The sequence below is a fragment of the Heterorhizobium halophytocola genome (assembly GCF_017873095.1).
GTDB classification, from domain to species: domain Bacteria; phylum Pseudomonadota; class Alphaproteobacteria; order Rhizobiales; family Rhizobiaceae; genus Allorhizobium; species Allorhizobium halophytocola.
This window is the reverse complement of record NZ_JAGGJU010000001.1, coordinates 216095-234206: the sequence shown is the minus strand read 5'-3', so window position 1 is coordinate 234206 and position 18112 is coordinate 216095. Positions and strand designations below refer to the sequence as shown.

The 18112-nt window shown below is 63.4% G+C and carries 15 protein-coding genes; 3 read left to right on the top strand and 12 right to left on the bottom strand.

The window, feature by feature from the left end:
* Positions 1-3: 3 nt before the first annotated feature.
* Positions 4-1131 carry an S-(hydroxymethyl)glutathione dehydrogenase/class III alcohol dehydrogenase gene (locus tag J2Z17_RS01110; protein WP_209941418.1) on the bottom strand — a complete coding sequence of 376 codons (1128 nt, stop codon included), beginning with the start codon at positions 1129-1131 and terminating at the stop codon, positions 4-6.
* A 234-nt stretch (positions 1132-1365) separates the two neighbouring features.
* On the opposite strand from J2Z17_RS01110, the gene J2Z17_RS01105 reads away from it, so the two are divergent.
* Positions 1366-1941, top strand: a complete 576-nt coding sequence (locus tag J2Z17_RS01105) for a hypothetical protein (RefSeq protein WP_245223793.1) — start codon at positions 1366-1368, stop codon at positions 1939-1941.
* A 183-nt stretch (positions 1942-2124) separates the two neighbouring features.
* Here the strand turns inward: J2Z17_RS01105 and J2Z17_RS01100 are convergent, their stop codons facing one another.
* Complete coding sequence (locus tag J2Z17_RS01100; protein WP_245223792.1) at positions 2125-3069, bottom strand: quinoprotein relay system zinc metallohydrolase 2; 945 nt, start codon at positions 3067-3069, stop codon at positions 2125-2127.
* 300 nt (positions 3070-3369) lie between these two features.
* Here J2Z17_RS01100 and J2Z17_RS01095 point away from each other — a divergent pair, with 300 nt between their 5' ends.
* Complete coding sequence (locus tag J2Z17_RS01095; protein WP_245223791.1) at positions 3370-4191, top strand: quinoprotein dehydrogenase-associated SoxYZ-like carrier; 822 nt, start codon at positions 3370-3372, stop codon at positions 4189-4191.
* 92 nt (positions 4192-4283) lie between these two features.
* Here the strand turns inward: J2Z17_RS01095 and J2Z17_RS01090 are convergent, their stop codons facing one another.
* The 10 genes from J2Z17_RS01090 to J2Z17_RS01045 all read right to left on the bottom strand — a co-directional run bounded on the left by J2Z17_RS01090 (position 4284) and on the right by J2Z17_RS01045 (position 15338).
* Positions 4284-4649, bottom strand: coding sequence for a hypothetical protein (locus J2Z17_RS01090; protein WP_245223790.1), 366 nt, complete (start codon positions 4647-4649; stop codon positions 4284-4286).
* On the bottom strand, positions 4646-5335 hold the full coding sequence (locus J2Z17_RS01085; protein ID WP_209941415.1) for a hypothetical protein: 690 nt from the start codon (positions 5333-5335) through the stop codon (positions 4646-4648). Before J2Z17_RS01085 ends, J2Z17_RS01090 begins: the two co-directional genes overlap by 4 nt.
* Positions 5336-5426: 91 nt before the next feature.
* The gene (locus J2Z17_RS01080; protein ID WP_209942187.1) at positions 5427-7670 is read right to left on the bottom strand and encodes a hybrid sensor histidine kinase/response regulator; all 2244 of its coding nucleotides are present in this window, start codon (positions 7668-7670) and stop codon (positions 5427-5429) included.
* A complete protein-coding gene (locus J2Z17_RS01075) occupies positions 7670-8926 on the bottom strand; it encodes an FIST N-terminal domain-containing protein (RefSeq protein ID WP_245223789.1) in 1257 nt (418 codons plus the stop codon). The genes J2Z17_RS01080 and J2Z17_RS01075 overlap by 1 nt, the downstream gene beginning before the upstream one ends.
* A 13-nt stretch (positions 8927-8939) precedes the next feature.
* Complete coding sequence (locus J2Z17_RS01070) at positions 8940-9629, bottom strand: response regulator (RefSeq protein WP_209941414.1); 690 nt, start codon at positions 9627-9629, stop codon at positions 8940-8942.
* Between the two features lie 288 nt (positions 9630-9917).
* Positions 9918-10775, bottom strand: a complete 858-nt coding sequence (locus J2Z17_RS01065) for a dipeptide ABC transporter ATP-binding protein (RefSeq protein WP_209941413.1) — start codon at positions 10773-10775, stop codon at positions 9918-9920.
* A complete protein-coding gene (locus J2Z17_RS01060) occupies positions 10772-11620 on the bottom strand; it encodes an ABC transporter ATP-binding protein (protein WP_209941409.1) in 849 nt (282 codons plus the stop codon). Before J2Z17_RS01060 ends, J2Z17_RS01065 begins: the two co-directional genes overlap by 4 nt.
* 2 nt (positions 11621-11622) lie before the next feature.
* Positions 11623-12543: an ABC transporter permease subunit gene (locus J2Z17_RS01055; RefSeq protein WP_209941407.1), complete on the bottom strand. Its 921-nt coding sequence runs from the start codon at positions 12541-12543 to the stop codon at positions 11623-11625.
* Positions 12544-12564: 21 nt separating this feature from the next.
* The gene (locus J2Z17_RS01050) at positions 12565-13569 is read right to left on the bottom strand and encodes an ABC transporter permease subunit (RefSeq protein ID WP_209941405.1); all 1005 of its coding nucleotides are present in this window, start codon (positions 13567-13569) and stop codon (positions 12565-12567) included.
* Between the two features lie 170 nt (positions 13570-13739).
* Entirely contained in the window at positions 13740-15338 is a 1599-nt protein-coding gene (locus J2Z17_RS01045; RefSeq protein WP_209941402.1) for an ABC transporter substrate-binding protein, read from the bottom strand.
* A gap of 656 nt (positions 15339-15994) precedes the next feature.
* On the opposite strand from J2Z17_RS01045, the gene J2Z17_RS01040 reads away from it, so the two are divergent.
* Positions 15995-17893 carry a sensor histidine kinase gene (locus J2Z17_RS01040; protein ID WP_342454356.1) on the top strand — a complete coding sequence of 633 codons (1899 nt, stop codon included), beginning with the start codon at positions 15995-15997 and terminating at the stop codon, positions 17891-17893.
* Positions 17894-18112 lie beyond the last annotated feature (219 nt).

Below are 18112 nucleotides of genomic sequence, written 5' to 3'. Positions count from 1 at the left end.
CTCTCAGTAGACCACGACCGAGCGGATGCTTTCGCCCGAATGCATCATCTCGAAGCCCTTGTTGATGTCGTCGAGCTTCAGCAGATGGGTAATCATCGGGTCGATCTGGATCTTGCCATCCATGTACCAGTCGACGATCTTCGGAACGTCGGTGCGCCCGCGCGCGCCGCCGAAGGCGGTGCCCATCCAGGACCGGCCGGTGACCAGCTGGAACGGACGGGTGGAGATTTCCTGGCCGGCGCCGGCAACGCCGATGACGACGGACTTGCCCCAGCCGCGATGCGAGGCTTCGAGCGCCTGGCGCATGACCTTGGTGTTGCCGGTGCAGTCGAAGGTGTAATCGGCCCCGCCGATCTGGTCTGCGCCGCGTTTCGTCATGTTGACGAGGAACGGCACGATGTCGTCGCCCGCATCGCGCGGATTGACGAAATGGGTCATGCCGAATTTCTCGCCCCATTCCTTCTTGTCGTCGTTGAGATCGACACCGATGATCATGTCGGCACCGGCAAGCTTCAGGCCCTGGATGACATTGAGGCCGATGCCGCCCAGACCGAAGACGATCGCGGTGGCGCCGATTTCGACCTTGGCGGTGTTGATCACCGCGCCGATGCCGGTGGTGACGCCGCAGCCGATATAGCAGATCTTGTCGAAGGGGGCGTCAGGGTTGACCTTGGCGACTGCGATCTCCGGCAGCACGGTGAAATTCGAGAAGGTCGAGCAGCCCATATAGTGATGGATCTTCTCGCCATTGACCGAGAAACGCGAGGTGCCGTCGGGCATCATGCCCTGGCCCTGGGTGGAGCGGATCGCGGTGCAGAGATTGGTCTTGCGGGAGAGGCAGGAGGGGCATTCACGGCATTCCGGGGTATAGAGCGGGATCACGTGGTCCCCCTTCTTCACCGAGGTGACGCCGGGGCCGACATCGACCACGACGCCGGCGCCTTCATGGCCGAGAATGGCCGGGAACAGGCCTTCGGGATCGGCGCCCGAAAGCGTGAAGTCGTCGGTGTGGCAGATGCCGGTCGCCTTGACTTCAATCAGGACTTCGCCGGCTTTCGGACCTTCAAGGTCGACTTCCGTCACGACGAGGGGCTTTCCGGCTTCGAGGGCCAGAGCGGCGCGTGTGCGCATGGATCAGTCTCCGCATGCTTAAGTGTGAACACCTGCCTCCCGCAGGTTGGGAGGCACATTACAAAGCGGGAAAGCGCCGTGACAATTGCGACCTTAGTGTGTGCGCAACCGCCTTTGGACTCACCCCCTTCGGGCCTATACTTGACCATGGAGGCCGGAGAGGGAACCATCTTGATGCGAAAAAACTTGTCGTGGCACCGACTTAGGCCAAAATGGCTACCTCTTGCGGCCATCATGGCGCCCCTTCTTCTGGGCTCTGAGCCGGCCTATTCCGATGGTTTTTCGGACCCGGACTGGCCGTGCATACAGCGCCGCGTCGACCAGCTTTCGCCAGCCCTGATGTGGCCGCAGCCGGTCAGCAAGATCAGTCTGCCTCAGGCGGCGCAGGATCTGGCGGCGCAGCTCTCCTTGCGCCGGGTCGGGCTCGACCAGGCCGCGACCTTGGTGGCGGACTTCGCCACGGCAAACCCGAAAGCGGATCCCGATCTTTTCGGCACGATCTTCTACACGGTGTTCGACCAGATCTCGGAGCGTCGCCAGAGGGTGATACGGGGCATCGTGCGCTATGCGCAGAACCAGACGGCCATGGCGGAGCGGATCAAGGTGAACCAGGACAAGATGGAGGCCATGACCGCCGCCAAGAGCAAGGACTTCGACGGCATGGACAAGCTTGAGCAACAGATCGACTGGGACGAGCGGATCTACCACGATCGGTCCAAGGCGCTGACCTATGTCTGCGAGACGCCGGTGATCCTGGAAAAGCGTGCCTATGCGATTGCCAAACTGCTGCAGCAGCGGGTGACAAACTAGGCCTCTACGTCCTCGCAGGCCTCACGTCTGCCAATACCCTGCAGTGCCCTTCGTGGGGTAGGGGAGGGCGCAAAGCTCACATATCACTTTAAGAAGTATGCGTAATATGAAATCTCATCTATCGATGTGCAAACATATGGTTAGCTTGCTTTCTTATTGTGATATGTCGACGAAGATTGTCGATCACTCCCATTCAAGCTCCGTATAGGCGGTCGTCGCATTGCGCGGGTTGTAGAGGTCGAAAAGGCGCCAGTTCTCGCGCTCGCCAGCGGCGATCCCCTTTGTTGCCGCGGAAAGCGGACTGCCGGCCGCAATGGCCGCCCGCGTGTCCCGCGCCAGGGTGTCGAGATAGCGCTTCTCCGGCTCGAGGGCGTCCGGAAAGGGCAGCAGCGGCCGTCCATGGCCCGGAACCACCCGGCGGGCGTCAAGCGTCTTCATGTCGTCGAGCACGGCAAGCCATCCGATCAGCGAGCCGTCGAGGGAGGGGGTATGCCGGTCAAACAGCAGGTCGCCGGCAAACAGCATTCCGGTGTCTGCGTCGAGCACCGTCAGGTCATTGGTCGTATGCGCTGTCGGCCAGGTCTGAAGCACAAGCCGGCGCCGGCCGAGATCGATCTGCATGCCGCCCTCGACCAGCCTGTCGGGCATCACGATCGTGGTGCCGAGGAATGCCCTGTCGCCCATGTCGCGACGGGTATTTTCGTTATAGGTCTCGGCCCGGTCGGCCAGCGCGCGCGGCAGCGTCGCGGCGCCGACGATCGTGGCACCCGCCTCGCGAAACACCGCCGCCCCCATCACGTGATCGGGATGCATGTGGGTCAGCACCAGGTGGGAGATCGGCTTTTCCGTGACCGTCCGGATCGCGGCATAGAGGACCTCGGCAATTTGCCGCGAACTGCCCGCATCGATCACCGCCACCGATGTGTCGCCGATGACGAAGCCGAGATTGGCGATGTCGCCGGCATTATCCGGCGAGACCTCCTCGACCTTGCCTTCATGGACAAACACGCCGGGCGCGACCTCGGACACGGAAAGGGGGCGCGGTATCTGGTCGGAGCAGAACGGGATGCTCGGCCGGATGGCAGGCTGTCGGGTCCAGTCGGGCAATGGCCCGCCGAGAAATGCCATGCAGGCCGCCTCGCTGCTTGCCCTGTGCCCGGGCAGGAGCGCGGAGCGACAGGCATTGCCGGGCCCGTCCGAAGCCGGTGTCGCGCCGGTCGTGAGTGCGCAAAGGACGATGAAGGCTTCGAACATGGCGGTCTTTCTGTCGCAAGCGAAGACCCGAGGCTCCGATGGCAACACCCATGGCGCAATACATCCGAAAGGCGCGGTTCAGGCCATCCGGCATCGGCCGTATAATCCCGTAAACGCGAAAGACCGGCCGGCAATGCGCCGCCGGGCGATCCCGACGATCGGAGGAGCCACGCCATGCGGTCCATCCTTGTCATGCTGACGGCGCTTGTCGCAACGACCGCGCAGGCCGAGGACGCGCGACAGTCGCCGGCCGCCATCAGCCAGTCCGCCAATCCGATGACCACCAGCGACACCTGGAACGAGATCAAGGCGGATCTGATCGGCACGGCCGAGCCGAAAAGCGCCGAGAGCTTTTTGACGATTGGTCTGCCGTACCGCGCCGAGGATGCGGCGACCGTGCCGCTGACGCTGAACGAGGCCCCGGGCCATGCGGACGCGATCCGCGCGGTCAAGCTGATCATCGACGAGAACCCGTCGCCGCTTGCCGCCGACATCCGCTTCGGGGCGGCGATGCTGCCGTTGAAATTCGAAACGCGGATCCGGGTGAACCAGTATTCCAATGTTCGCGCCGTGGTCAGCACGACCGCCGGCGAATACATGACCGGCCGCTTCGTCAAGGCCTCCGGCGGCTGTTCGGCGCCAGCGACCAAGGATCCGGAAACGGCAAAGGCCGGCATGGGCGAGATGAAGCTGCGCGTGTTCGATAGCGCAGGGCCACGCCGCGACGTGCAGTTGATGATCCGCCACCCCAATTATTCAGGCCTCCAGCGCGACCAGATCACCCATCTGTTCATCGGCGCGCAGTTCATCCACACGCTGGAAGTCCGTCAGGGTAAGGACCTGCTGTTTGCCATCGACGGCGGCATCTCGATCAGCGAGAACCCCGCCTTCCGCTTCTCCTTCCACGACAACGGCGCCCCGAGCCTTTCGGTGCACGCGGTCGATACCGACGGCAATGTCTTCGACCGCGACCTGCCGCTCGGCACACCGGCGTGATGGCTCTGCATCAGCGATGATATTTCGCGACTGCGTCATTCGAGACGGCGGGCGGATTCACGGTACTTGGAACCGGCGCCGGCCGAGCTTGCTCAAAAGCACAGCATCTCGGCTTCCGCCTGGGCGCGGCGAAGGTCGGCGACCATGTCGCGGGCAAAGACGGCGGATTTGAACAGCGAGAGGTTCTCGCCGCTGCCCTGCTGCAGGGAGAGCACCGTCTCGGCCTCGACATATTGGTCATAGGGCAGGATCGAGGCGATGGTGTCGATCGAGCAGGCGCATTTCCTCAGGATATCCTGCCCCTGGCCGTTGGCCGCCATGCAGCCGAAGACATAGTCGGCGCGCACATCCGTCGGGTAGTCGTTGAGACTGGCCGGCATGTCCTGGGCAAGGCCGGAGGCGGCGCCGGTCAGAAGGGGAAGGCAGACAAGGGCGCCGATCAGAGGACGAGCGGTCATCGCACCACCGCCCCGGCGTCCGGTGACGGCTGCAGCGTGATGCTTGCCTCGTAGGCGGCGCCCCCTTGCCGTTCCCCCTTGGGTGCCCTGGCGACGAAACTCAGATAGCCGCCCGGCACCTCGTTTGAGGTGATCACGGTGACCTCCAGCCCGGCGAAGCGGCCAAGCTTGCGGCGCTCGCCGGCGTCGATGAGCGGCGTCATCGTTACCTTGCGGGTTGCGATCTCGCGGCCTTCAAAGCGTGCCGAGCCCGCAGCGGCATCGACGGTCTTGCCGAGCGCTTCCTTCAACCGGTTGCGCAGGTAGAACGGGCTGCCCCCGGTCTCGTCGGAGATGTCCTTCAGCACGCCCTCGAGAAAATACATCACCATCGGGTTGCCGACCCGTGCGGGAAACCGGCCAAGCGAGCGGTGCCTGGCGCCGCGTTCCAGACGCAGATCCGCCTCGGTCGGCGTCAGCAAGGTCAGCGTCACCTTCTCCGTCAGGGCGGCCTCTGTCGGCGTCTGCGAGTGGCGGCTGTCATAGACGATCATGTCGCCGGGCCTCAGCGTCACACCGGCCTGCGTCGCGCCCTCCATGGAGGACAGCGTTCCCGGCCGGAACAACAGCTGATAGGCCGTCTGCGCCTTCGCGCCGGCCGGCGGCAGACAGGCGGCAATCGTAAGGATCAGGACGGGCAGGCGCATGACAACTCCTCTTCTCCAGAAGGATGCTAATCCCCGCATCGCGCATGTCACCGCCGACATTGGTCTTATTGCGCGCAACGATGACACGCGCCTAGGCGACCCGCGCACGGGTCATCCAGTCGATCAGGGCGCGCAGCCGCACGAGTTGCACGGGCTTGGTCATTACCGTGATCGACTGGGCGTCCTCCTCGCGGGCGAAGGGATGCTGGCGGTTGGCGGTGATCAGGATGGCCGGGATCTCGCGCCGCGCGCCGCGGCGCAGGGCGCGGATCGCAACCAGCCCGGTGTCCCCGTCGTCGAGGTGATAGTCGGCAAGAATGATGTCGGGCGGCGTACCGATCGCCTCGGTCAGCTCTTCGGCTTCCTTGGTCGAGCCTGCCGCCAGCACGCTGGCGCCCCAGCTTTCCAGCTTCTGGGTCATCGCGTGGCGCTCGTCCTCGTCGTTCTCGATCACCATGACGATCAGGTCCAGACTGGCCTCGGGCATGGCGACCAGCCGCGGTGGCCTGTGCTCGATCCGGCAGGAGGGGGCGGCAATCGGCACGTCGATCGAGAACATCGAGCCGTGGCCAAGCCGGGAGGTGAGGCCGATCCGGTGGTTCAGGTGGCGGCAGGCCCGTTCGACGATCGACAGGCCGAGCCCCATGCCGCCGCCGCCGCTGCCCATGCCGCGGGCGAATTCGCCGAAAATCCGTTCCTGATCCTCCAGCGAAATGCCCGACCCCGTGTCCAATACCTGGATCGAAAGCGTCGTCCCGCGTCTGCGGCAGCCGACAAGTATGCGGCCCCTGGCGGTATACTGGATGGCATTGACGATCAGGTTTTGCAGGCAGCGCGAAAGATAGCGCCGGTCGCTGGTAACGGTAAGCGAGGAGGGAACGATGACGAGGTCCAGCCCCTTCTCGCTGGCAAGCGGCGCGAGATCTTCGCCAAGCGTTTCCAGCACCGCGCCGATCTCGAAGCCGGTGACGTTGAATTCCGCGCCGGCGCTGTCGAGCCTGGAAATGTCGAGCAGCGCCTGCAGCAGGCTTTCGATCGAGGCGAAGGAGCGGTTGAGCCTGTCGACGACATCCCGCGGCTCGCGTTCATGCACCGTGTCGGCGAGCGTCGAGAGATAGAGCTTGGCAGCGTTGATCGGCTGCAGCAGATCATGGCTGGCGGCGGCGAGAAACCGGGTCTTGGAAGTGTGGGCGGTCTCGGCCGCCTCCTTGGCAAGGCGCAGGTCCGCCTCGATCTTCGCCTGCCGGGCGGCGTGGATCTTGAGACTGCGATTGGCCTCCGTCAGTTCGGCGGTCCGTTCGCGCACCCGGGCTTCCAACAGGGCCGCCGCCTCGGTTTCGGCCGTCACATCCATGATCGAGACGATGCAGCCGTCGTCGGGCAGCGAATGCAGGTTCATGTCGAGCACGATGCCGTCGAGGCGCCGCAGCCGCTGGCGCACATTGCCGCCACGCAGCACGGTGCGGATCCAGGCGGCGAGATCGATGCCCTCGGTCTTCTCCAGGATGCCGTGCCGCTCGATATGCTCGATCAGCCGCTGGAACCGGGCCCCCTTTCTCAGCAGCGGCCGGCCGAGCCCCAGCAGATGGCCGAAGCGCTCATTGCACACCAGCAGCTCGCCGCGCGACGAGAAGGTGCCGACGCCGAGCGACATGTGCTCGAAGGCGGCCTGCAGCAGATGCGCCTGCTGGTCGATCAGCCTTTCCTTCTCGCGCAGGTTCTCGCGCACGAGATCGGTGATTTCCGTCTGCAGCACGGCGATGCTGCCGGAACTCGTCTGGCGATGCGAGATCTGGTACCAGCGGTCGGTCCTCAGGGCCACGACGAAGGACGAGAAGCGTTTGCCGCCCGCGGGGCCGGAGATCGCCGCATGAGCATCCGGCTGCGGCGCCGATTTCGATCGTTCGGGATCGAGATAGCGGCTTTCGTTGAAGGCGGCGAGATAGCTGTTGAAGTCGAGGCCCGGCTTGATCAGCGGTTCGACATCCGGCAGCAGCGTGCGGAACTGGGTGTTGCAGACCTGCAGGCGCTCCTCGGTAAACAGGGCAAAGCCGTTGTCCATCGCCACCATGGCATCGGCCAGATTGTGCTGCATCCGCTCCTGGGTGCGGTAGGCGACCTCCAGCTCGCTCGATGCCTTGCCGAGCGTGTCGAGCGCGCGCTCCAGGTCCTTCGTCTTCTCCCAGACCTTGGCCTGCAGGCTGATGGCCGACTGGAACAGCGAATAGGCGCTGACGCCCACTTCATGACCGCGTTCGGCTCTGGCGATCAGCGCCTCGATGATCTTCGACTGCTTGGCGACCTGAACCTCGCAAGGGTCGTTCGGATCGACGATCACAACGGCAGCCTCCGGTCCGGGCGGAAGAAGGCGACGCCGACGAAGGTCTGGTTCACGTGGACGCCGAGATGCTGCTCGCCATAGGTATTGAAGCCGATGACACGATGCGTGCGGAAGACATCCGACGCCTGTCCCGCCAGTTCCTTGCGCTCGATCTCGAGCTTGCGCAGATAGCAGTCGAAGCCGAGAATGAAGTCCGGCTCGCCGCCGCTCTCGTCGCGGATGCTGAGGCCGCTCTCCAGCGTGCGGATGATCTCCTTGCCGCGCCCGAGCGTCAGCAGCAGGCCATTGTCGATCGCGGACAGGAAGGTGAGGCCGTGACCGTCATGGTTCTGCTGGATGGCGCGCACATGGTAAAGATCGCCATTGCGCACCAGAACGGGGTTTTCGGCAAAGATCGTCGGCGACAGCGCGTCGACCGAAACGCCGACCAGTCGGGCATATTCGACCGCCGCCGGCGCGCCGTTGAGTTCCAGCACCAGGCGTTCCTCTGCCACCGCCTCCGTCACCACCATGCGCCGATCGGTCGGCTGGAAGTGATCGAAGCCGAGCCCGCGGAACTCCAGGTCGGTCTCGACCAGCAGCAGGAGCGCGGCATTGGAGACGAGTTCGCCATTGCGCAGCACGCGGGTGCGCTGAAACCGCATGCCGTCACCGGCCGAGCCGCCGAACACCGGGATGTCGGTGAGCCCCGCCTCGAGCGCGGCCACCAGCACATCCTCCTGCTTCGACAGGCCGTCGGCAAAGATCAGCGCCAGCCGTTTCCAGCCCGGCGTGGTCCCGAACTGGTCGAGCAGCTTGTCGGTGCGGGCGACCACGTCGGCGATGGACAGCGGGGCGAGCGGCGAAAACAGGGCCGAGGCGACGCGGAAATGCCGCCTGTCGAAGGCGATCGCCACCAGCGCGTCGTTCTCGTAACCCTTCGGCGTAATCTGCCCGGCCGTCGAGCAGCCGAACACCAGCGTGTCGGGCAGGGCAAGCGGCAGAGCGGTCTGCAGGCCGTCCGGGTCGAGCCGGTCGGGGATGAGCAGATTGACGAAGCTCGGACGCATGCCCTTCAGCCCGGCTGCGATCTCGTCGAGGGCTGCACGCGGCGTTGCCGCTCGCGAGACGGCAATGCGAATTGTCTCGGGCGGATGGTCGGTAAACCCCTGCCGCTCGCGCTCGGCGGATTCGCGCGCCCCGGCAGGGGCAGGGGAAACGCATGCATCCATGCCACCGGAGTGGCCGTCCGGTCGAAGCCGCACCGTCATGCCGCTGCCTCCGTCAGTGCAGGCTGTGGCGGATGAAGACTTCACGCACCAGCATGGCGGCCTGCGTCCGGTTGTGCACGCCCAGACGTCGCAGAAGGGCTGTGATATGCGCCTTCACCGTCGCTTCGGCGAGCTGCATTTCGTAGGCAATCAGCTTGTTGGGCAGGCCCTCGCAGATCAGCGCAAGGATGCGCGTTTGCTGCTGCGACAGATGGGCGATCCGGCGCGACACATCCTCGACGGTGCTGTCGCCGGCCCCCTGTTTGGGCGGCGCGTGATAGCCCGGCGGCACGTAGATCTTGCCGTTCCAGATGTCGATCATCGCATCGTGGAAGGTCTGGCGTCCTGCGTCCTTGGGGATGAATCCGGCTGCCCCGGCCGAAATCGCCGAGTGGATGACGGTTTCGCTGGCAAGCGCCGAGATCACGACCACCGGGACGTCCGGCATCCGTTCCTTCAGCTTCAGGAAGCCACTGAGGCCCGAACTGTCGGGCAGATTGAGGTCGAGTATGATGAGATCTGGCTGGAAGCGTTGACGCAATTGCTGCATCGCTTCCCCGATGGTGGCTGCTGTTCGAACCTGCCGCGCATTGAAAACATGCTCCATGGTCGTCACAAGGGCGTCGCAATAGAGCGGGTGATCATCGATCACCAATGCGGATCGGATCGAAAGCGGCTCCACGGACATTTGCATCCGTTGCATGGCTTTGTCCTCCCAAGACGTGTCGTCGTATCCTCCCGTGACAGCGGCCCTTTGATTGGACCGTCTCCTCCGCCACCGGATAGCATGCCTGCATTCCCGTACAGTCAGCGCTCCCCAGCCGACCGCACGTATCAGTTGTTGCATGAAAGCGTATACGGCGCAATTGGATAACGCTTCGCGCATATGTTGCATCTGCGAAGGTGGATAGGGCGGTGGCGAGAAGGCTGGGTCGGAAATGCGGCAGGTACGGGACGAGCCGGTGCCGCACGGGGCGGCACCGAAATTTCGTCAGCCGGCCATGGCCTGCTTGGCCGCGATGCGGGCGCGGATGGATGCGACGTCGGCGCGGGGCGTCGCGGCAAACAGGGTCTTGGTGTAGTCGTGCTTCGGATCGGCAAATACCGCTTCGCGGCTGCCATATTCCACCGCTTCGCCGAAATACATCACCATCACTTCATCGGCGATATATTTGACCACCGAGAGATCGTGGCTGATGAAGACATAGGTCAGGCCGAACTCTTCCTGCAGGTCGGCGAGCAGGTTCAGCACCTGGGCCTGGACCGAGAGGTCGAGGGCCGAGACCGGTTCATCGAGCACCAGCAGTGTCGGGTTCAGCATCAGCGCGCGGGCAATGGCGATGCGCTGGCGCTGGCCGCCCGAAAACATGTGCGGATAGCGGTTGTAGTGCTCCGGACCGAGCCCGACCTTGACCAGCATCTCGATCGCCCGGTCGCGACGCTCGGCCGTGGAGATCTTGGTATTGATCGCCAGCGGTTCGCCGAGCACGTCGCCGATCTTCTGGCGCGGGTTGAGCGAGCCATAGGGGTTCTGGAAGATGATCTGCACCTTCTGGCGCATCTCCTGCGTCAGGTGGCCGGGACGCGTGTCGACCTTGTGCCCGTCGATCAGGATCTCGCCCGAGGTCGGCTCGTCGATGAAGGTCAGGATGCGGGCAAGCGTCGACTTGCCGCAACCGCTCTCGCCGACGATGGCCAGCGTCTTGCCGGTCTCCAGCTTGAACGAGACGCCCTTGACGGCATGCACGGTCTTGTCCGCCTTGAACAGGCCGCCGCCGACATGGTAGTCGCGCTTGACGTCGCGGATCTCCAGCATCGGCGTGGCGGAAGTCTGGGATACGGGGTTCATTGAACGCCTCCGGCGCTTTCCTGGGCCATGAAGTCGGACACCGTGCTCAGACGGTTTCCGGTCGCGTTTTCCGGCAGTGCCGAGAGAAGCGCCTTGGTGTAGGCGTTCTTCGGGGCTTCGAACAGCGACAGCACGTCGGCCTCTTCCATCTTGCGGCCCTTGTACTGGACGATGACGCGGTCGGCGGTTTCCGCCACCACGCCCATGTCGTGGGTGATCATGATCAGCCCCATGCCGGTCTCGGCCTGCAGCGTCATCAGCAGATCGAGGATCTGCTTCTGGATCGTCACGTCGAGGGCGGTCGTCGGCTCGTCGGCGATCAGCAGCTTTGGATCGCAGGCGATGGCAATCGCGATCATCACGCGCTGACACTGGCCACCCGACATCTGGTGCGGGAAATGGCCGAGGCGCTCTGCCGGATCGGGCAGGCCGACCAGTTCGAACAGCTCGATGGCGCGCTGGCGGCGCTCCTTGCGGCCAAGGCCCATGTGGATGCGCAGCACTTCCTCGATCTGGAAGCCGACGGTGAAGCACGGGTTAAGGCTGGCGACCGGCTCCTGGAAGATCATCGCCATGTCCTTGCCGATCAGCTTGCGCCGTTCGGCGGCCGACATCTGCTGGATGTCGGTGCCCTGGAACAGCATCGTGTCGGCGGTGATCTTCGCCGTATCCGGCAGCAGGCCCATGACGGCCAGCATCGAGACGGATTTGCCCGAGCCGCTTTCGCCGACGATCGCCAGCACTTCGCGGGGCTCGACCGACAGCGATACGCCGTCGACGGCCTTGAACCAGCCGGTGGCGGTCTCGAATTCGACCGTCAGGTTTTCGATTTCAAGCAGCGCCATGATCAGGACCTCTTCATCTTGGGATCGAGCGCATCGCGCAGGCCGTCGCCCATCAGGTTGATGGCAAGAACGGTGATCAGGATCGCGAGACCCGGGAAGGTGATCACCCACCAGGCGCGCAGGATGAATTCGCGCGCTTCGGCGAGCATCGTGCCCCATTCCGGTGCCGGCGGCTGGGCGCCCATGCCGAGAAAGCCCAGCGCCGCCGCGTCGAGGATGGCGTTGGAGAAGGAGAGCGTCGCCTGGACGATCAGCGGCGCGGTACAGTTGGGCAGGATCGTGCGGAACATCAGACGCAGCGGACCGGCACCGGCAAGCCTGGAGGCCGTCACGTAGTCACGGTTCTTTTCCGACATCACGGCCGCACGGGTGAGGCGGACGAAATGCGGCTGCATGACGAGCGCGATGGCGATCATGCCATTGGTGAGGCCGGGGCCCAGGATCGCCACCAGCACGAGGGCCAGAAGCAGCGAGGGAAAGGCCAGCACGATGTCCATCAGCCGCATGATGATGGTGTCCACCCAGCCGCGATAATAGCCGGCGATCAGGCCGACGATGATGCCGGTCGACAGCGCGATGGTGGTGACGAAGACGCCGATGAACAGCGAATATTGCGCGCCGAAGATCAGGCGCGAAAGGATGTCGCGGCCGACGGCATCGGTGCCGAGCAGGAAGGTCGCCTTGCCGCCCTCGGACCAGGCCGGCGGCATCAGGATGGAATCGCGGTACTGCTCGAAGGGCGAATGCGGGGCGACGAAATGGGCGAAGACGGCGATGAAGATCAGCGCCAGAAAGATCACCAGTCCGAGGACGGCGCCACGGTTCTCGGAAAAATAGAACCAGAATTCCTTGAGCATCTGCCGGCGCATGGCGGCCGATGTGGTCGGAGCGACCTCGTTGTCGATTTGTGACAGATCTGCCATGGGGATTTTATCCTTCTTCTTCTAGTGGCGGATGCGGGGGTTGATCAGGCCGTACAGCACATCGACGATCAGGTTGACGATCATGATGATGCCGGCGATCAGCAGAAGGCCGCCCTGGATGACCGGATAGTCGCGCCGGAACACGCTGTCGACCATCCACTTGCCGATGCCCGGCCAGGAAAAGATGGTCTCGGTCAGGATCGCACCTGCCAGCATCACGCCGATCTGCAGGCCGATGGTGGTGATCACCGGGATCATCGCATTGCGCAATGCATGCAGGCCGACGACACGCAGAGGTGCCAGGCCCTTGGCGCGGGCGGTGCGGATGTAGTCCTCCGACAGCACTTCCAGCATGGCCGAGCGGGTCTGGCGCGCGATGACTGCGAGCGGAATGGTGGCGAGCACCACGGAGGGCAGGATCAGGTGGCTTGCGGCCGAGGCGAAGGCGCCCTTCTGGCCGGAGAGCAGGCTGTCGATCAGCATGAAGCCGGTGACCGGCGGGAAGAAATACATCAGCGAGATGCGGCCCGATACCGGTGTCCATTGCAGGATGCCGGAAAACAGGATGATCAGCAGCGGGCCCCACCAGAAGATCGGCATGGAATAGCCGACAAGGGCCGCCCCCATCATCGACTGGTCGACCACCGTGCCACGCTTGATCGCGGCGATGATGCCGGCCGGAATGCCGATCACGATGGCCAGGATGATGGCACAGAGCGACAGTTCGACGGTTGCCGGAAACAGTGTCAGGAACTGTTGCAGGATCGGCTTCTTGGTGACGATCGAGGTTCCGAAGTCACCGGTCAGCACGCCCTTCAGATAGTCGAAATACTGGAACACCAGGGCGCGGTCGAGGCCGAGCTCGTGGCTGATCGCCGCATGGCGCTCGGGCGACATGACGCGCTCGCCGGACAGCAGCGCCACCGGATCGCCGGGCAACAGGCGGATGAACAGGAAGGCAATGACGGATACCCCGATAAAGGTCGGGATCAGGACTGCGAGGCGTCGCAGAAGAAAGCCAAACATAAGGTGGACCTGCTTTATCTTCTTCTTGGATGTCTGGCTGTTCGACGATGTCTCATCGTCAGGAACGCCATCTCATGACCGGGCCATGTCTTCTTGTGTGCCCTGGTCTTTGTGCGAAGGCCGCGGAATTGGCAAATCCCGCGGCCCTCTGTCAAGCTAAAAAGCCTTGATCACTCGGAGATGTCGACCTTGTCGAACTTGAAGTCGCCGAGCGGGCTCTGGGTGAAGCCGGTGACTTCCTTGCGCATCGGAACGATCGACAGCGAGTGGTCGATGGTGGCCCAGGGTGCCTGTTCCTTGAAGATGACCTGCGCCTGCTCGTAGAGCTTGGTGCGTTCCGCCTTGTCGGAGGTCGCCTTGGCCTTCTTCACCAGCTTGTCGAAGTCTTCGTTGCACCACTGCGCACGGTTGTTGCCGCCGACGGCATCGCAGCCGAGCAGGGTGTCGAGGAAGTTGTCCGGGTCGCCATTGTCGCCGGTCCAGCCGAGCATGGCCGCACCGTCGCGATCCTTCTCCTTCGAGCGCTGCAGATATTCAGCCCACTCGTAGGATACGATCTCGACCTTGACGCCGATCTTGGCGAAGTCGTCCTGCATGATTTCGGCCGCACGGCGGGCGTTCAGCATGTAGGGACGCGAAACGGGCATGGCCCAGATCTTCATCGACAGATCCTTGACGCCGGCATCGGCCAGCATCTTCTTGGCTTCGTCGAGGTTGTAGGCGTCGTCCTTGATGTCCTTGTTGTAGGACCACATGGTCGGCGGGATCGGGTTGGTGGCGGGCTTGGCCATGCCCTGGAACACGGCGTCGACGATGGCGTCCTTGTTGATCGCCATGTTGAGCGCCTTGCGCACTTCCGGCTTGTCGAACGGCGCCTGGGTGGTGTTGTAGGCCATGTAGGCGACGTTCAGGCCTTCCTGCTCCAGAACCTTCAGGTTCGGATCGGCCTTCATCGATTCGACGTCGGCAGCGTTCGGATACGGCATCAGCTGGCATTCGCCGGCCTTCAGCTTCTGGTAGCGAACGGCGGCATCCGTGGTGATGGCGAAGACCAGATCGTCGATCTTCGGCGCCCCGTCCCAGTAGTCCGGGTTGGCCTTGTAGCGGATGACGGCATCCTGCTGGTAGGCGACGAAGGCAAACGGACCGGTGCCGAGCGGCTGCTGGTTCATCTGCTCCATCTTGCCGTCAGCTTCGAGCTTGTCGGCATATTCCTTCGACAGGATGTAGGAGAAGGGCATTGCCAGGTCGGCGAGGAAGGGTGCTTCCGGACGGTTCAGCGTCACCTTGACGGTAAGATCATCGACCTTTTCGATCGACTTGATCAGGCCGGGGAAACCCATGCCTTCGGCATATTCCCAGGAGGCGCCGGCAACATACTGGTTCCACTTGTTGTCCTTGTTGATCTGGCGATCGATCGAGAAGACAACGTCGTCGGCGGTGAGGTCACGCGAGGGCGTGAAATACTCGGTCGTCTGGAACTTCACGCCCTTGCGCAGGTGGAAGGTGTAGACGGTGCCGTCCTCGGAAATGTCCCAGCTCTCGGCCAGGCCCGGAACCGGGTTGGTCGTGCCCGGCTCGAATTCGAGCAGGCCGTTGTAAACGGTGTGGGCTGCGGCATCGAAGGTCGTGCCGGCGGTGTAGAGGCCCGGGTCGAAGCCTTCCGGCGAACCTTCCGAGCAATAGACGAAGGTCTTTGCGCTGGCGGCGCTGGAAAGGAACGATGCCGCGAGCAGGGCAGCTGCAGCAAAGGCGAGTTTCGTTTTCATTCTTGTCTCCCATGGCATGGACGTCCGTAGACACGTGCCAGCCGGTTGTTGTCGATCGAAATGACGACGGCTCTTTTTATCAGGGGCGGCTGCTCCCTTTTTCGTCCGCGCGTCAAATACCCCTTCATGGCTCGAGCGGCGAGGTCGGATCCTTCTCGAATGCCAACCCAGCGCTCGGGCGCCCCCCTCTTATCGGGGAAAACTGCGCGGTGAAAGATGGCGCCTGCCTAAATTATGCCCAATCGCGGAAGGAGAGCCTAAATTGTTCAATAACGAAATTATGATGCACAATCTTGAAATATAATTGCTTGGCTTTCCGAGCATATGAGAATGTTCGATGCGCCGAACCCGCGTGTTGAAGCATCGTATTGCGTCTATATTCGCTATCGCGGATGCATATGCTTTGGAGCATCTCCTTCGCCTTCACGCCGATCCTTGGCGCCGATGCTTGGAGGCGCCCGCGTCGAGCGCTTGCGGCAGGTCACTGTATATGAGGAGTTGTGAAGCGACGCTTTGTGTTATCTGATGCGGCCAGTGTCTGGCGGCAAAGGGTAATGGTCGGGGGACCGAGGAGGGGAGAAACCGTGTCGGTTTCAAGGGGGAAAATCACCGGTGTTCCGCGGCGACAAAAGAGCGGCCTCGACCGATTGAAGACCGTGCTAGTCGGGCTCGAGCCGCGCACGTTGCGCGTCAAGCTGCTGCTGCTGATCTGCCTTGTGACATTGTTCGGCACCGTCACCATCGGGGCTGCCGGTTATCTGCGCCTGCGCCAGGTGATCGTCGAAAGCGCGATCGAGGCGCTGGCGGGCGAGACCCGGCTCGTCGCGCTGAAATTCACCGCCGCCTATGAGGGCCTGCAGGCCGATGTGCGGCTGCTGGCCCATACGCCGCCGGTCCCCGGCATGATCCGGGCAAGCCGTTTCGGCGGCGTGGACCGGGACTCCGGCTCGACGGAGCAGCAATGGCGCCAGCGGCTGGAAACGATCTTCACCGGCCTGCTGGAACTGCGGCCCGCCTATACGCAAGCGCGCTATATTGGTCTGGCCGATGGTGGGCGGGAACTGGTGCGGGTCAACAAGACCGCAAAGGGCATCGAGGTCGTTTCGCGGGACGACTATCAACGCAAGGCTGGCGAACCTTATTTCTCCGCTGCCGTGGCGCTGCCGCCGGGCCGGGTCTATTACTCCGATGTGACCTATAATCGCGAGCAGGGCCAGATCGTGCTGCCGAAGGTCCCGACCATTAGAGTTGCCCTTGCGGTCTACGATGAGCAGGGACGGGAATTCGGTCTTATCGTCATCAATGCCGACTATGCCTCGCTGCTGGAGGAGACTTTCGATCAGGTACCGTCGAACCGCGAGGTGACGGTGATCAATTCGGCCGGCGACTATATGCGGCGGAAGCCCGGCGCGGGGCTCGAGCCGCTCGAATTCCACGAGAACTACAGCCGCCCGCCGCCGGTCTTCCAGAACTATTTCGGGCCGGGCGAGCAGGCCGAACAGGAATATCACACCGACGACGACCTCTACTATTTCGTCAGGCTCGGTATTTCGCCGTCCGAAACGGCGCACGAGATCGGCACGGCGATCCGCGTGCCCCTGGCCGCGCTTCTGGCGCCGGCCTATGTCGGCCTGCGCGAGACGGTGGTGATTGGCACGGTCCTTGTCGCCATCTCGCTCCTGGCCGCCTTCGCCTTCGGCACGCTACTGACCCGCCGCCTGGCGCAGATGACCGAGACGATCCGCGGTGCGGATGGGGCGAGCGGGAGGCTCGAACTGCCGGAGGGAGAGAACGACGAGATCGGTGAACTCTCGCGTGCCTTCAACCGGTTGCTGTCGGAGCGCGAGAAACTGATCGACAAGTTGGTCCGCTCCAATGGCGAACTGGAGGAATTCGCCCATGTCGCGGCCCACGATCTGAAGGCGCCGCTGCGGGTCATCGACAATGCCTCCAAATGGATCGAGGAGGATCTGGGCGACGACCTGACGGAAGAGATTACAGAAAACATGGGCCTTCTGCGGGGCAGGGTGCAGCGCATGGAGCGGCTGCTCGACGATCTTCTCGACTATGCCCGGATCAACCGGCTGGATGACGAGCGCTACCACGAAAAGATCAGCGGCGAGACGCTGATGCGCGACGTGACCGCGCTGCTCAATCTGCCGGAGGCGTTTCGCATCGAAGTTTCCCCGGCCTTCGACCACCTGCAACTGCACCGCATGCCGCTGCAGCAGATCTTCCTGAACCTCGTCTCCAATGCGGTGAAGCATCACGACAAGCAACAGGGTACGGTCTCGATCGGCGCGGAGGAAACCGCGAGCTTCTTCGTCTTCACCGTCAGCGACGACGGGCCGGGCATTGCGCCCGCCTATCACGAGACGGTGTTCAAGATGTTCCAGACCCTGCGGCCGCGCGACCAGGTGGAAGGCAGCGGCATGGGGCTCGCCGTGGTCAAGAAGCACATCGAACTCTTCGGCGGCACGATCCGCGTGCATTCGGAGGAAGGCGCCGGCACGACATTCCGCTTCACCTGGCCGAAGCGGCAAGAGCGCCATTGAGGCATGTTCCGGACGTGCGGACTCGCTTCCGCAAGTGAGTGCTCGGTTGTTGCGCCTGCCCCTTTGCCGAGATCGGCGCACCGGGCGGAGACAGGCGTCCATGGCGTTGCAAAACGGCAATCGGTCGGGGACGACGAACGAGAAATATCGGTCTGCCCCTTTCACCGGCAGGCTCAGTCCCTACACTGTATAAGGACTTCTAATTTTTTTCTGGGGGAG